This window comes from Leucobacter sp. UCD-THU (assembly GCF_000349545.1).
GTDB classification, from domain to species: domain Bacteria; phylum Actinomycetota; class Actinomycetes; order Actinomycetales; family Microbacteriaceae; genus Leucobacter; species Leucobacter muris.
Genome location: NZ_KB714604.1, coordinates 100,413 through 113,761, shown reverse-complemented (window position 1 = coordinate 113,761; position 13,349 = coordinate 100,413). Strand labels below are relative to the sequence as shown.

The 13,349-nt window shown below is 72.8% G+C and carries 14 protein-coding genes; 5 read left to right on the top strand and 9 right to left on the bottom strand.

All coding sequences use genetic code 11. The features are described 5' to 3' along the window. Window positions 1–96: 96 nt before the first annotated feature. The 6 genes from H490_RS28035 to H490_RS28015 all read right to left on the bottom strand — a co-directional run bounded on the left by H490_RS28035 (window position 97) and on the right by H490_RS28015 (window position 6,568). Window positions 97–879, bottom strand: coding sequence for an amino acid ABC transporter ATP-binding protein (locus H490_RS28035; protein WP_017884840.1), 783 nt, complete (start codon window positions 877–879; stop codon window positions 97–99). Continuing rightward, the gene (locus tag H490_RS28030; protein ID WP_017884839.1) at window positions 876–1,745 is read right to left on the bottom strand and encodes an amino acid ABC transporter permease; all 870 of its coding nucleotides are present in this window, start codon (window positions 1,743–1,745) and stop codon (window positions 876–878) included. Before H490_RS28030 ends, H490_RS28035 begins: the two co-directional genes overlap by 4 nt. Window positions 1,746–1,749: 4 nt before the next feature. Continuing rightward, entirely contained in the window at window positions 1,750–2,583 is an 834-nt protein-coding gene (locus H490_RS28025) for an ABC transporter substrate-binding protein (protein WP_017884838.1), read from the bottom strand. A 242-nt stretch (window positions 2,584–2,825) separates the two neighbouring features. Continuing rightward, the gene (locus tag H490_RS28020) at window positions 2,826–4,142 is read right to left on the bottom strand and encodes an amidohydrolase family protein (RefSeq protein ID WP_017884837.1); all 1,317 of its coding nucleotides are present in this window, start codon (window positions 4,140–4,142) and stop codon (window positions 2,826–2,828) included. Between the two features lie 90 nt (window positions 4,143–4,232). Beyond that, a complete protein-coding gene (locus H490_RS0116330; protein ID WP_152424305.1) occupies window positions 4,233–5,531 on the bottom strand; it encodes an adenosylhomocysteinase in 1,299 nt (432 codons plus the stop codon). Between the two features lie 386 nt (window positions 5,532–5,917). Continuing rightward, window positions 5,918–6,568: a hypothetical protein gene (locus H490_RS28015; RefSeq protein WP_017884835.1), complete on the bottom strand. Its 651-nt coding sequence runs from the start codon at window positions 6,566–6,568 to the stop codon at window positions 5,918–5,920. Between the two features lie 105 nt (window positions 6,569–6,673). On the opposite strand from H490_RS28015, the gene H490_RS28010 reads away from it, so the two are divergent. Continuing rightward, on the top strand, window positions 6,674–6,997 hold the full coding sequence (locus H490_RS28010) for a GNAT family N-acetyltransferase (RefSeq protein ID WP_031290193.1): 324 nt from the start codon (window positions 6,674–6,676) through the stop codon (window positions 6,995–6,997). 63 nt (window positions 6,998–7,060) lie between these two features. On the opposite strand, the gene H490_RS28005 is transcribed toward H490_RS28010, so the two are convergent. Next, the gene (locus H490_RS28005; protein WP_017884833.1) at window positions 7,061–7,702 is read right to left on the bottom strand and encodes a hypothetical protein; all 642 of its coding nucleotides are present in this window, start codon (window positions 7,700–7,702) and stop codon (window positions 7,061–7,063) included. Between the two features lie 230 nt (window positions 7,703–7,932). Between H490_RS28005 and H490_RS28000 the strand changes: the two genes are divergently transcribed. Together H490_RS28000 and H490_RS31220 are read left to right on the top strand one after the other, a co-directional pair. Further along, complete coding sequence (locus H490_RS28000) at window positions 7,933–8,253, top strand: DMT family transporter (RefSeq protein ID WP_017884832.1); 321 nt, start codon at window positions 7,933–7,935, stop codon at window positions 8,251–8,253. Between the two features lie 2 nt (window positions 8,254–8,255). Next, window positions 8,256–8,741: a DMT family transporter gene (locus tag H490_RS31220; RefSeq protein WP_017884831.1), complete on the top strand. Its 486-nt coding sequence runs from the start codon at window positions 8,256–8,258 to the stop codon at window positions 8,739–8,741. Here H490_RS31220 and H490_RS27990 read toward each other — a convergent pair. Further along, window positions 8,686–9,366 (bottom strand): metal-dependent transcriptional regulator, encoded by a 681-nt coding sequence (locus H490_RS27990; protein ID WP_017884830.1) that lies wholly within the window; start codon window positions 9,364–9,366, stop codon window positions 8,686–8,688. The two genes, H490_RS31220 and H490_RS27990, sit on opposite strands and share 56 nt — an antisense overlap. Before the next feature lie 156 nt (window positions 9,367–9,522). Between H490_RS27990 and H490_RS31215 the strand changes: the two genes are divergently transcribed. Both H490_RS31215 and H490_RS31785 read left to right on the top strand, forming a co-directional pair. Continuing rightward, window positions 9,523–10,596, top strand: a complete 1,074-nt coding sequence (locus tag H490_RS31215; RefSeq protein WP_017884829.1) for a polyprenyl synthetase family protein — start codon at window positions 9,523–9,525, stop codon at window positions 10,594–10,596. 11 nt (window positions 10,597–10,607) lie between these two features. Next, entirely contained in the window at window positions 10,608–11,621 is a 1,014-nt protein-coding gene (locus H490_RS31785) for a LacI family DNA-binding transcriptional regulator (protein ID WP_017884828.1), read from the top strand. Window positions 11,622–11,734: 113 nt separating this feature from the next. Here H490_RS31785 and H490_RS27980 read toward each other — a convergent pair whose 3' ends face one another. Next, the gene (locus H490_RS27980; RefSeq protein WP_193743415.1) at window positions 11,735–13,228 is read right to left on the bottom strand and encodes an APC family permease; all 1,494 of its coding nucleotides are present in this window, start codon (window positions 13,226–13,228) and stop codon (window positions 11,735–11,737) included. Window positions 13,229–13,349: the final 121 nt, after the last annotated feature.

Genomic DNA, 13,349 nt, shown 5'->3' with positions numbered 1-13,349 from the left:
GACGCAACAGCCTACTCCCCCGCGCGCGGTCGGCGCAAGCGCAGACCCGTCGTCCCGCGCAAGCGCAGACCCGTCGTCCCGCGCGGGCGCGCCGGTTCACTCCCCGAAGGGGTCGCGCACGCGGGACAGGAACTCCCGCGTCTCCTCGCGCTGAGGGCGGTCGAAGATCTGCTCGGGCGGCCCCGACTCGATGATGACGCCGTCCTTCAGGTAGACCACGCGGTCGGCGACCCGTCGCGCGAACGACATCTCGTGCGTCGCCATCACGATCGTGGAGCCGGCCGCCTTGAGGTCGCCCACGAGGTCGAGCACCTCCCCCACCAGCTGAGGGTCGAGCGCGCTCGTGATCTCGTCGAGCAGCAGCAGTTCGGGATCGGTCGCGATGGCGCGCGCGATCGCGACGCGCTGCTGCTGGCCGCCCGAGAGCCGGTCCGGGTACTCCTTCGCCTTGTCGGCGAGGCCGATGCGGGCGAGCAGCGCGAGGCCGGTGCGCTCGGCGTCGGCGCGAGCGGTGCCGAACACCTTGCGCGCCGCGAGCGTCACGTTGTCGAGCACGTTCATGTGCGGGAAGAGGTTGTAGTGCTGGAACACCACGCCGATCCTCGCCCGCACCCGGTCGGTGTCGACGCGCGGGTCGGTGATGTCCTCGTCGCCGAGGAAGATGCGGCCGTCGTCGACCTGCTCGAGCAGGTTGATCGTCTTGAGCAGTGTCGACTTGCCCGAGCCCGACGCGCCGATGAGCACGACCACCTCGTGCCGATCGACGGTGAGGTCGATGCCGCGCAGCACCGGCTGGTCGCCGAAGCGCTTGTGCACCGCCTGCACGTCGAGCACGGGGCGCGCTGCGGGATCCTGAGCCCGCTTCGCCGATGCGTTCATACCGTGCCTCCCACCTGCTCGCGCTTCTGCGCGCGCGCCGTCATCCAGTCGGTGAGCCGGATGAACGGCCACGACAGCAGCACGAAGAGCACGCCCGCGAGCACGTAGGGCGTGAAGTTGTAGCTCGATGCGACTTCGATCTGCGCGGCGCGCACGGCGTCGACGGCGCCGAGCACCGAGATGAGGCCGACGTCCTTCTGCATCGAGACGAAGTCGTTCATGAGGGCGGGCGTGACCTTGCGCACCGCCTGCGGCATCACCACGAGCCGCAGCGTCTTGCCGTGGCTGAGCCCGAGCGAGCGGGCGGCGAGCCGCTGCGAGGGGTGCACCGCGTCGATGCCGGCGCGCAGCACCTCGGCCACGTACGCGGAGTAGCTGAGGATCAGCGCGATGGTGCCCCAGAACTGGGCCGGCATGCGGCCGGTGAGTTCGAGGCCGGGGATGCCGAAGCCCACGAGGTAGAGCACCAGCAGCACGGGGATGCCGCGGAAGATGTCGGTGTAGCCGGCCGCGATGAGCCGGATCGGCGTGAACACCGGGCCCTTGAGGGTGCGCGCGATCGCGAGCAGCGTGCCCAGCACGGCCACGCCGACCGCCGCGACGAAGAGCACCTGGATGTTGAGCCAGAGCCCCTCGATCACACGCGGGAACGATGCGACCGCCACCTCCAGATCGAAGAAGGTGTCGCTCACCCGGCTCCAGCCGGGACTGTTGACCAGCACGACCGCGATCACCGCCGCGAACACGAGCGTGCTCGCGATGCTGACGAGGATCGAGCGCTGCCTGCGGGCGCGGCGGTACGCGCGCCGTTCGAGTTCGATCGCCGAGGGCTCGAACGGCGCGCTGCCGGGGTGCGTGACGGTCACGGGGTCACTTCAGGACGGGCGCGCCCTGGTCTGCGATCCACTCGGCGGCGAGCTCGTCGAGGGTGCCGTTCTCGCGCAGGGCGTCGACGGCGGCGGTGACCTCGGCGGTCAGCGAGGAGCCCTTCGGCAGCACGAACGCGAACTCGTCGCCGCCCTGCACCGACTCGAGCTGGCCCACGATCACTCCGTCGTCGAGCTGTGCGTCGCGCACGTAGAAGGCGCCGGGCAGGTCGGTGACGAGGGCGTCGATGGTGCCGTTCTGCAGCGCCGCGACGGTGTCGTCGACGCTGTTGAAGACCTGGATCTGCTGGTTCGGCGCGATGACCTCCTCGGCGATCTTGAGCGACGTGGTGCCCGAGGCGACGCCGATGACGGTGTCCTTGAGGTCGGCGATGCTCTTCGCGTCGGCGGCGGGGGTGCCGCCCGCGGCGACGACCGCCTGCGTGGTCTCGTAGTACGCCGACGAGAAGTCGACGGCCTGCTTGCGCTCCTCGCTCACCGAGAACTGCTGGATGTTGAGGTCCCAGTCCTTGGGGCCCGGGGCGATGGCCGAGTCGAAGCTCGAGCGCACCCACACCACGTCGCCCTCGGCGTAGCCCATCTCCTCGGCGACTGCGTAGGCGACGGCGGCCTCGAAGCCCTCGCCGCTCTCGGGGGCGTCGTCGATCACCCAGGGGGCGTAGGCGGGCTCGCCGGTGGCGATGGTGAGCTTGCCCTCGGTGACGGGACCGACGCCAGCGGCCTCGTCGGAGGACGCGCCGCCGGTGCAGGCGGTGAGGGCGAGCAGGGCTGCGGCGCCGGCCGCGGCGGCCGCGACGAGGCGGGAGGTGCGTGACATGGGGGCTCCTTCGATGTGTGGGGAGGCGCGGGCGCGTTCAGGCGTGGCGGCGCCGCGCCGACCGCAGACCAGTCTATGAGATTGCAGGCCGTTCTCCGCACCGCCCGTCACCCGGGGTCACACGGCCCAGGGCCCCGACCGTCCGGCTGTTCCTCGAGAGGCGGATCTTGCATGCCGACCGCCGACCCGACGCGCGAGATCCGCCTCTCGGCGCCCTCGCCGCACTCCCTCGCCGCGCGGCCTCACGCGCGGAAGCGCTCGACGCCCTCCACGATCGTGCGCCGGACGCGGCCGGCGCCGTCCTCGACGAGCTCGGCCAGCGCAGCGTCGGGGTGGTGCGACGCCGCCTCGAAGAAGGCGAGATCGGCCATCGCGCCGACTCCGAGCTGCCCGATGCGGTGCTTGCCCACGTGCAGCCCGAGCGCCGCGGCGCCGCCGAGCGTGGCAGCGGTGAAGAGCCGCTGGTGCAGGTCGTCCTCGCGGTAGCCCTGGGCGCGGGCGACGCGATAGAGGGCTGCGACGTCGGCGAGCAGGTCGAGCGACGGCGAAGAGGAGAGCGAATCGGTGCCCACCGCGATGAGGTTGCCCTCGCGCAGGTAAGCGGCCACGGGCGGCATGTCGAGGCCGATGACCTCGTTGGATCGCGGGCACAGCGCGACGCTGGTGCCCCGGGCGCGCAGCAGCGCCCGGTCCTCGGCGCTCACGTACACGCCGTGCGCGATGTGGCAGTCGGGCCCGAGCACCCCCAGGTGGTCGACGAACTGGGTCGACGAGACGCCGATGCCGTGCGAGCGCAGCGCGCGGAAGCTGTCGGCGCCGAGCTCGGGCCACTCGCCGTGCCCGCCGGGGCCGGCGCCCACGTAGCCGTCGATGCCGTCGAACTCGCGCTCCATGTGGGCCTCGGCGAGGTGGATGTGCAGGCGCAGGCCCTCCTCGCGCACGATGTCGGGCAGTTCGAGCAGGGGCTGCACCTCGAGCGAGTAGGGGGCGTGCGGCGAGACGCCGGCTCCGGGAGGGGTCGGGATCTCGCGGATCTGCTGGCGCACCTCCTCGCGCGCGGCGGCGTCCCAGTCGTCGTTGCTCTTGCCGTAGACCTCCCAGTAGGCGATGCCGTGCATGCCCGCGTCGTGCAGGGCGCCGAGCGCCGCCCGGTCGGTGACGACATCGGCGGCCGCGGTCACGCCCGCGGCGAGGCTCTGCCGCGCACCGTCGGCCGCGGCGGCGGCCCAGTCGTGGCCGCCCCGCTCGTAGACCGCGTCGAAGGCGTCGCCCCAGTGGTCGAAGCCGGTGTAGTTGCGCTCGGCGACCTCGGCCATGCGCGTGTACTGGAGATGGGTGTGCGCGTTCACGAGGCCCGGCGCGAGCGCGCCGTCCCAGTGCTCCTCGCGATGTTCGGCGCCGCGGGCGGCGAGCGCGTCGAGCACCCAGCGGCGGTCGCCGACGTGCAGGATGCGCCCGTGCTGCACCGCCACGGCGCCGTCCTCGATGCGCGGGCTGACGACGGGGAAGACGAGGGAGGCGCTGTAGACGACGATCTCGGGTGCTGTGCTCACCAGCACGATTCTAGGGCGTGCGCCGAGGCCAGCGTCGCGTGAGCCGTCCGCCCGCGCCCCGGGGCCGGCCGTCGATGGGGCGGCGGCTTTCAGGCGTCAGGCGGAGGCGGACCGGTATCGGTGCACGGGCCAGGGCTGGGCCGCGCCGCCCGGCCGACCGCGAGAGGGAGCCGGATCGGCGGATCCGCCGCGCACCTCGAGCGCCGCCCGCGCGACCCGCGCCTCGTCCTCGCTCGAGAGCGCGTGCACCCCGGGCGCGAGGTCGTCGCGCATGAGGCGGGTCAGCGCGGCGAGCTGCGTGGCGAAGGAGAGGTCCATCACCTCGACGGGGTTGCCCTCGGCGGCCGTGTAGTTGACGCCGCCGCCGTCGGCGAGCACGAGCGGGCCGTGGTCGGCGCCGGGGGCGATCCACTCGGCGAGGCCGTCGCCCGCCGGCCTCCGAGCCCATCCGGCGGCCTGCAGCTCGTCGAGGGCGAGTTCGTCGTCGATGCCGCCCGCGACCGCGACGGCCGTGCCGGGGCGCAGCAGCGCGAAGCCGTGCGCGTCGAGGGTGTGCCAGACGCCGGTCGCGCTGACCACGACATCGGCGGCGGGGAGCGCCTCATCGGCGCAGCGGGCCTCGAAGCCGTCGTGCAGGGCCGCGAGGGCGCGCACCGGGTCGCGCTCCACGACCGTCACCTCCGCCCCGAGCGCCGCTGCGAAGCGGGCGGTGCCCGCGCCGACGGGGCCGTAGCCGACCACCGCCCAGCGGGTGCCCGCGACCCCCGCGTATGCGGGGGCGTGAGGCCGAGGGTCTGCTCCGCCCCGCTGCGGCGCCGCCCACCCGGCCTCGTCGAGCAGGTCGGCGATCGCGAGCACGCACGACTGGCCGGTGCCGATGAGGTTGTCGAAGTCGGTCTTCGTGCGGGCGTCGTTGACGGCGATGACGGGGATGCGCAGCGCCCCCTCGGCCTCCATCTCGCGCAGGGGGCGCACACCGCTCGTGGTCTCCTCCGCGGCGGCCCGCAAACGGTCGAGGGCGCGCGGGCGCTCACTGTGGGCGAGGCGGATCAGGTGGGAGCCGTCGTCGACGAGGTATTCGGGTCCCCAGTCGAGGATCGCGGCGGCGTGCTCGGCGTCGAGGCGGGCCGCCGCTTCTGGTCGCTCTTCGCCCGCGCCCGCGGCGCTCGTGGGGGCGAACACCGCGATCCTGCCATCGGCGGCGAGCGCGGCGGCGACCTCGGGGTCGGTCTCGGAGACGGCGCTGAAGAGGGCGACCTCGCAGCCGGCACCGGCGAGGGCCAGCGCGAGGGCCGCGGTCTTCGGCTCGAGCACGAGGCTCACCCCGATGCGCGGGCCTCGGGCGCCGGCGCGGGCCCTGGCGAACTCCTCGGCGAGGCGGGCCGTCGTCCGCATGCCGCGCGCCGCCCACGCGATCCTCGCCGCGGCGTCGCCACCGCGGGCGGACGCGATTCCCCCGTCGAGGGCGACCACCACCGGGTCGAGGCCCGCGCCCGATTTTTCGAAGCGCTTTTGCGCGAGCAGGTNCCTGTTCCCGCAAAAAACCGTTCGAAAAGCCCAGGTGATCCACGAACACGAACTCGGCGGGCAGCCCCGAGGCGCCCTCGAGTCTCACGCCCATGCGTGCGAGGGCGGTCAGCAGCACCTCCCGGTCGCCGTCGCCTCCGACCCGCACGCGGGCCACGCCGCCCGACAGCAGCCGGTTGCCCGCCCGCGCGGCGGCGCGCAGCGCCCGCTCAACGCGCAGCTCGACCGCGGCGCGCGACCCGCGCCCGTCGACCTCAGCCATTCGAGTCCCCTGCCTTCCGCTCCGAGTCCGAGCCGCCGCCGGTCGAACCGCTCTGCGGCGTCGGCGACCTCTCGGGCTGCGCCGTCTCGGCCTGCTGCTCCTCCCACTGGGCGCACGCCGTCACCGGGTCTTCGGGGAGCCCGAGTGCTGCGCGGGCCTCCGCGGCCGCCTCCCCCGCCTCGGCGGCGCCCTTCCAGTCGTAGGCCGCGGCCTCTTCGGCGTCGAGCTTCGCGACGCTCAGCGCCTGCTTGCGATCCGCCTGCAGCGTCTCGCGCACCGACTCCACCGCCGGCTCGGCCTGCGCGGGCCAGCTCTGCTGCTCGGTGTCGAGCCGGTTGCCGGCGTCGGAGCTCGCCTCGGCGACCCGCTCCATCGCGTCGGCGAAACGGCTCGTGTCGATCTCCTCGTCGCCGCCGCGAGCGACCGCGATGCGCAGGCGGTCGAGTTCGACGTCGACCTCGTCCCACGCGGCGTTGACCGGGCAGACGGCGTCGAGGTAGACGCCCCCGGCGGTGGTGGCCGAGAGCACCTCGGGTTCGGGTGCGGGCTCGGACTGGGGTGCGCACGCCGCGATCCCGCCCGCGAGCAGCGCGCAGGCGAGCGCCCCGAGGAGGGCGCTGCAGGGGCGGGAGGTCTGACGCACCCTTCGAGGATAGTGCGGACGCCTCGTCGGCGGCTCCGTCCGCGGCCGGTTTCGAGCCCCTGTCAACCCCTCCCGACCGGGCGGCGCTCCGCGTAGTGTGGTGCCATGGCTAGATACTTGGACGAGCAACAGGCGGCCGCCGACGGATTCCGCATCGTGCACGAGCCCGGTGAGCAGCGGTACGCGATCTATCAGGGCGATGACGACGAGGGCCGGCTCGTGGGCGAGGCGCACTACTCGTTCGTGGGCGAGCACACGATCGACTTCGATCACACCGTGGTGCTGCCGGAGCTGCGGGGCACCGGCCTCGCAGCGCTGCTCGCCCACCACGCCCTCACGGGCGACGCGATCGGGCACCGGGATCTGCAGACCTCCTGCTGGTTCATCGAGGGCTACCTCTCACGGCACCCCGAGCTCCGCGAGCGCTGATCTGAGCGGCGCCCGCCGAAGAGTCGGCAGAGCCCGGGGACGCTTCTGCACCCGATCCCGCCCTTACTCGTCGAGCTTGCGCTTCCTGCGCAGCCGGCCGGGCTTGCTCTGCTGCTGCACGAGCGCGGTGAGGTCTTTCTCGATGAGCTGCTGGATGCGCCCCTCGCGGGCTTCCCGGTACTCCTCGCTGGCGCCGCCGCTGTAGTAGGGATGCGTGGCGCGCTCCTTCAGGGAGTCGCCGATCTCGTGCCAGGCCATCGCGCGGGCCCGCTCGGCGGTCTCGGAGAGGTAGGCGTCGTCGCTCGCGCGCGACTCGAGCTCTTCGGCGACTCTCTCGTAGACCTCCTGGCGGTGACGCAGGGTGCGGTTGTCGTCGTTGCCGTAGTCGGACTCGCTCCACGAACTGCGCCCGGTGTCGCGGATCTCGTTGCGCATGCGCGCGATGTGCAGCGCGTCGCGCTCGCGCTCCTTCGCGAGGTCGGCGGTCGCCTGCCGCACCATCTCGCGGATCTGAGCCTCGTCGTAGTCGGCGTGGCGCTTGAGGGCGTTCATGATGATCTCGTTCTTGACCGTCATGCGCACGGCGACGTCGGCGACGAGCAGCCCCTGCTCGACGATCTCCTCGACCGGTGCGAGCACCCGTCTCGGCAGGCGTCGCGGTGGGCGCGCACCGCCGCGCTTGCGTTTCTTCGACCAGCCGAACACCGCGCTCCTTCCGAGAGCCCACACGGGCCTCTCCCATTATCGCGTATATCGGGCCCGCGTCACGCCCGCTTTCGGCCGTCCCCGCGCGGTTCGCCCGCCCCGCTCCGGTCGCCGCGGTCGGCCGGTCGAAACGGGGCCGGATGTGCGACACTGGATACGGCCCCTCACCAGGGGCGCGGACGAGGGAGCTGTACCCGCAACATCGACGACGGCCAGGGAGAAGCTGCGTCATGTCACTCGCGTGGATACTGCTCGTGCTGAGCGGAATGCTCGAGGCCGTCTGGGCGACCGCCCTCGACGCCTCCAAGGGGTTCAAGCGGCTCTGGCCGAGCGCCCTCTTCGTCGTCTCGTACGTGGCGAGCATGGCCGGCCTCGCCTGGGCCATGCGCGAGATCCCCGTCGGCACCGCGTACGCGGTCTGGGTGGGGATCGGGGCCGTGCTCACCGCGGCGTGGGCGATGATCACGCGCAAGGATCGCGCCACGGTGCTGCGGGTCGTGCTGCTGCTCGGGCTGATCGCCTGCGTGGTCGGCCTGAAGGCGGTGAGCTGATCGTGGGGCGCAGGCCGCTGCGCGAGGCCGCGGAGACGAAGACCGCCTCGACGCGCCACTGGGTGGTGCTGGTGGCGAGCGCCGCGCTCGAGGCCGTGTGGGCGATCGCGCTGAAGGAGTCGCACGGCTTCACCGTGCCGGCGCCGAGCGTCGTGTTCTTCATCGCGAACCCGATCAGCATGTTCGGCCTGGGATACGCGATGCGAGGACTGCCCGTGAGCGTCGCCTACGCGATCTGGACGGGCCTCGGGGCCGCGCTCACCGTGGGGGCCTCGTTCCTGCTCGGCACCGAGAGCCCGTCGGCGCCGAAGCTCCTCTTCCTCGCGGGGATCATCGGCTGCGTGATCGGCCTGAAGTTCGCGAAGGAGCCCGGGCAGGACGGCGATCCGGATCCGGATCCGGGTGCTTCGTCGGCGCCCGACCCGGGGCGCGCTACAGAGCCGTCACCGACACCCACATCGACGCCGCGGCGGCCGGGCCGAGGCTGACGGGCGCCTCGGCGCCGCCGACGCGCACCGTCACCGTCTCGGAGTAGGGCTCGCCGGGCAGCACCTCGAGCTCGGCGTCGACCACGAGGCCGCGGCTCGCGAAGTACTGCAGCATCTCGTTGTCGGCGTCGGAGATGCGCTCGACGCGCGCCCGGCACGGGGCGGGCGCGGTCGAGAGGATCACCGCGTCGGGCCGCTGCACGAGCCCGTCCGCGCTCGGGATCGGGTCGCCGTGGGGGTCGCGCGTCGGGTATCCGAGCACCCGATCGACGCGGTCGATCAGCTCGTCGGAGACGGCGTGCTCGAGCCGGTCGGCCTCCTCGTGCACCTCGTCCCACTCGTAGCCGAGCACCTGCACGAGGAACGTCTCGAGCAGCCGGTGCCGGCGGATCATCGAGACCGCGTGCTCGCGGCCGAGTTCGGTCAGGGTGACCGTGCCGTAGCGCACGTGGCCGATGAGCTGCTGGTCGGAGAGCTTGCGCAGCGCGTCGGAGACGGTGGAGAGGCGCACCCCCGCCGCCTCCGCGATCGCGGAGTTCGAGACGGGTGCGTCCGACCACTCCTGCAGCCCCCAAATCACCTTGAGGTAGTTCTGCATGCTGGGCGATAGGTCGTCGACGCTCACGCCACTCAGGATAGCCTGCGGTCGCGTGCGCGGGCGCGGCGCGGCGGCTCGCCCGGGTCGCCCCGGGCACCGCACCTCATGCCGAACCGATTTGGCAGCGGGGGCTCCGAGACCTACCCTGGAGGCGTACGGCACACCCCGATCCGAAGGAGCCGCATGACCGCCTCGTCCGCTCCCGGCCCGCGCCCGGCTGCGGAGATCGCGCGGCAGGCCGAGGCGGTCATCGCCGCGGCCGTCGACGCCGCGGTCTCGCGGCTGCGCAGCCTGCTCGAGACGCATCTCGCCGTGCTGCCGGAGGGCACCGTGCCGCCCGAGCAGGCGGAGGCGCTCTCGGGCGGCAAGCACGTGCGCGCGCGGGCGCTGATCGCGGTCGCCCACGCCTACGGAGATCCCGACCCGGGGTTCCTCACCGCGGCCGCCGCCGCGGTCGAACTGCTGCACACCGCGTCGCTCGTGCACGACGACATCATCGACGGCTCGAGCATGCGGCGCGGCGCCGCCGCGCTGCGCGTCGTCTCGGGCGACGACACCGCGATCCTCGTCGGGGACCTGCTGCTCGGGATCGCGCAGGAGATCGCGGCCCCGTTCGGCCACCGGGCGAGCGCGCCCCTCGCGCGGGCGCTGCGGGCCCTGAGCACCGGCCAGCTGCTCGAGCGTGCACTCGGGTGGGGCGACGACGCGCCGCCCCTGCTGGAGCGCTACGCCGCGCTGAAGACCGGGGCGCTGTTCGGCGCCGCATTCGAGCTCGGCGGGGCCGCCGCGGGCGCGACCGGGGGCGACGAGCCCGACGCCGCCGCTCTCGCCGCCGCGGGCGAACGCCTGGGGCTCGCGTTCCAGGTCGCCGACGACCTGCTCGACGTGCACGGCGACGCGGCCGAGCTCGGCAAGGATCACGGAGCCGATCTGCGCAACGGCATCCCGACGCTCCCCCTCTGGCTCGCCTCCCGCCGGCTCGCGGGCGAGGCCCCGGCCGCCGAGACCGACCCGTGGGGCGCACCCGGGGCGGCCCCGTCGACGGCTCCCGCCGAGCCGACCGCACTGCCCGCCGACCGGCTCGCCGCCGCGGCCGGTGCGCCCGAGGTGACCGCCGCGGCTCGAGCGCGCATCGCAGAGCTCTTCGCCGAGGGCCGGGCCATGCTGCCGCCCGCTCGGCGCCCGCAGCTGCTCGACCTGGCCGCCCGCATCGTCGTGCCCGGCGCCCCGAACATCGTCCCCGCGATCCCCCAGTGAAACGAGGCACCGTGAAACCGCGCAGGATCACCATCAAGGACGTGGCGGCCGAGGCCGGCGTCTCGGTCGCCACGGCCTCCGAGGCGCTGAACGGCAAGGGTCGCGTCGCCCCGGCCACGAGGCAGAACGTCATCGACACGGCGGCGCGCCTCGGCTACACCGTCAACCGCATCGCGAAGAACCTCAACGCCGGTCGCACCGGCTCGCTCGTGCTCACCGTGTCGCCGATGGCGGCGCAGTCGACGAAGCCCGGGCAGCCCGAGTGGGACGTCGAGTACTACTTCCGCGTGCTGAGCGGCGCGAGCGCGCAGGCGTTCCAGCGCGGCTTCCTGCTCTCGATGCTGCCGTCCCACGAGTCGTCGCGCACGTTCTTCTCGGCGGCCGACGGCCTCATCGTCGTCGATCCGAGCCAGAACGACCCGCTGCTCGCCGCCGCGGCGGGCGCGGGCATCGCCTGCGTGACCATCGGCCGCAACTCCGACGACCTGAGCTGGGTCGACAACGACTTCGCCATCGGCACCACGACGGCGCTCGCGCACCTCGCGGCGACGCGGGGCGCGAAGCCGGCGCTGTTCCTCAGCGAGACCAGCTCCTCGTACGTGCGCGACGAGCTCTCCGCCTACCTCGACTGGTGCTCGACGGCGGGCATCGAGCCGATCATCATCCGCTCCCCGGGGCCCCGCGTCGACGAGGCCGAGCCCGTGATCCAGGCCGCGCTCGCGGCGCCGGATCGGCGCTTCGACTCGGTGCTCACCACCCTCGACACGCTCGCCCACGCGACCGAGCGCAGCGCGCACACGCTCGGCCTCGACATCCCGGGCGAGTTGCAGGTGCTCAGCCTCACCGACAGCCGCTACCTCGACTACGGCCTGCAGCGGCCGATCACCGCGCTCGACCTGCACCCGGTGCGGCTCGGGGAGATCGCCGTCGACCTGCTGATCGACTCGCTCGACGGCACGGCCGAGCGCCGGCGCGAGCTCGTGCCGACGTCGCTGAACGTGCGGGAGTCGACGCTCGCCGACTGAGAGATCGCTCCGGGAGGTCGCGCCTGGGGGCGCGACCTCCCGGGCTGGAGGGCGATCCGGATCCGCTTCGTACGCGGTGCCGCGCGGCCCCTCGGCCCGCGGCACCGCCCGGTTCAGGACCGATCGCTCCCCGCGGGCTCCTCGAGCAGCACCGCCGCCGCGCCGGCTGCGGGAGCCGCCTCGTCGTCGTCCTCGTCGTCATCGGACTCGTCGCGCTCGACGATCACGATCGTCGATCCGGTCGTCGCGGCGTGCACGCGCTTGCGATGCACCCAGGCCTCGACGATCACACCGAGCACGCCCACCGCGGCGACGCCGATGATCGTCGACCAGTCGCTCGCCCACCCGGCCCCGGTCTCGCGCGGCCAGGCGACGTTCGCGATCTGGAACAGCAGCCACAGGAGCGCGAGCCAGCTGACGATCTGGCCGGCACGGCCCAGGAAGAGCTTCGGGTCGTCGCTCCACCGCCCGGTGAAGCGCGCGATCGCCATGCCGAGCACCGGGAACAGGAAGGAGATGAAGAAGCCCACCGACGAGAACGAGATGAGGGCCATCTGGATCCCCTCGCTCTGGAACGGGATGAACAGCAGCACCGCGATCACGGCGGTGACGATGACCGCGCGGCGGGGCAGGCCGGTCGCGCCGGACAGCTTGGTGAGGAACCTCGCGAACGGCAGCTCGCCGTTGCGGCCCGTGGCCCACACGATGCGCGACACGGTGATCTGGATCGTCATGAGGCTCGCCGCGAACGCGATCACGAACAGGGCGAGGATGCCGCGGAACACCGGCTCGGGGAAGGTGGCGGCCATGATCGCGACGGCGGGGTCGGCCGCGTTCTCGGGATCCTGCAGGAACGCGTCGCTCGGCACGGCGAGCGTGAAGGCGAGGGTGCTCAGCAGCACGATGATCATGATCGCGAAGAAGGACACGACCATGGCCCGCGGCACGGCCTTCTTGGGGCGCCGCACCTCTTCGGCGATGGAGCTCGCGCTCTCGAAGCCGATCGCGAAGTAGCTCGAGAAGGCGATCGCCATGACGAGCGGTGCCGAGAAGAAGGCGCCGCTGTAGTCGCCGAGCGAGTCGGGCGAGAGGTAGTCGAGACCCTGGTGCCGTTCGAAGAACAGCAGCCAGACCGCGACGCCGACCGAGCCCACGGCCTCGGCGACGATCACGCCGACCATGAGGATCTTGATGAACACGCGCCCGGCGAGGTTCACGATCGTGCTGAACGCGAGGATCCCGACGGCGAGCCAGGTCACCACGCCGTGATCGGCGGCAGGCACGTCGAAGATGGGCGGGATCAGCACAGCGCCCGCGTACGCGACCGCGGGCAGCGTGATGAGCAGCGTCCAGATGTAGGTCCACGAGGCGAACCAGCCGTAGCGGTGGCCGAGCAGGCGGCGCGACCACTGATAGATGCCGCCCGAGTCTGCCCACTTCGACGCGAGCACCCCGAGGGTGAGCACGACGATGAACTGACCCAGGTAGAGGATCATGCCGCCCCAGATGAAGGCCGGACCCGAGGTGGTGAGCCCGAGCCCGAGCACGCTGTACAGCGCGACGATCGGAGAGACGAACGCGAATGCGACTGAGAGCGCGGAAAACATGGTGAATTCTCTCTTCATCACCGTCGGCGCCGTGGTCATGGAAACTCCCTTGGTTCGAGATACGGCGACGGAGTGCGACGATCATCGGCGCCTCCGCCGGGAGCGCCGGGCCGCGCGCTGA

Bases quoted from the DNA above. Each gene is read 5' to 3' on its own strand.
- H490_RS28010 (WP_031290193.1), top strand. From the start codon at position 6,674: ATGGCTAGATACTTGGACGAGCAACAGGCGGCCGCCGACGGATTCCGC.
- H490_RS28025 (WP_017884838.1), bottom strand. From the start codon at position 2,583: ATGTCACGCACCTCCCGCCTCGTCGCGGCCGCCGCGGCCGGCGCCGCA.
- H490_RS31215 (WP_017884829.1), top strand. From the start codon at position 9,523: ATGACCGCCTCGTCCGCTCCCGGCCCGCGCCCGGCTGCGGAGATCGCG.
- H490_RS27980 (WP_193743415.1), bottom strand. From the start codon at position 13,228: ATGTTTTCCGCGCTCTCAGTCGCATTCGCGTTCGTCTCTCCGATCGTC.
- H490_RS28035 (WP_017884840.1), bottom strand. From the start codon at position 879: ATGAACGCATCGGCGAAGCGGGCTCAGGATCCCGCAGCGCGCCCCGTG.
- H490_RS0116330 (WP_152424305.1), bottom strand. From the start codon at position 5,531: ATGCGGACGACGGCCCGCCTCGCCGAGGAGTTCGCCAGGGCCCGCGCC.
- H490_RS28000 (WP_017884832.1), top strand. From the start codon at position 7,933: ATGTCACTCGCGTGGATACTGCTCGTGCTGAGCGGAATGCTCGAGGCC.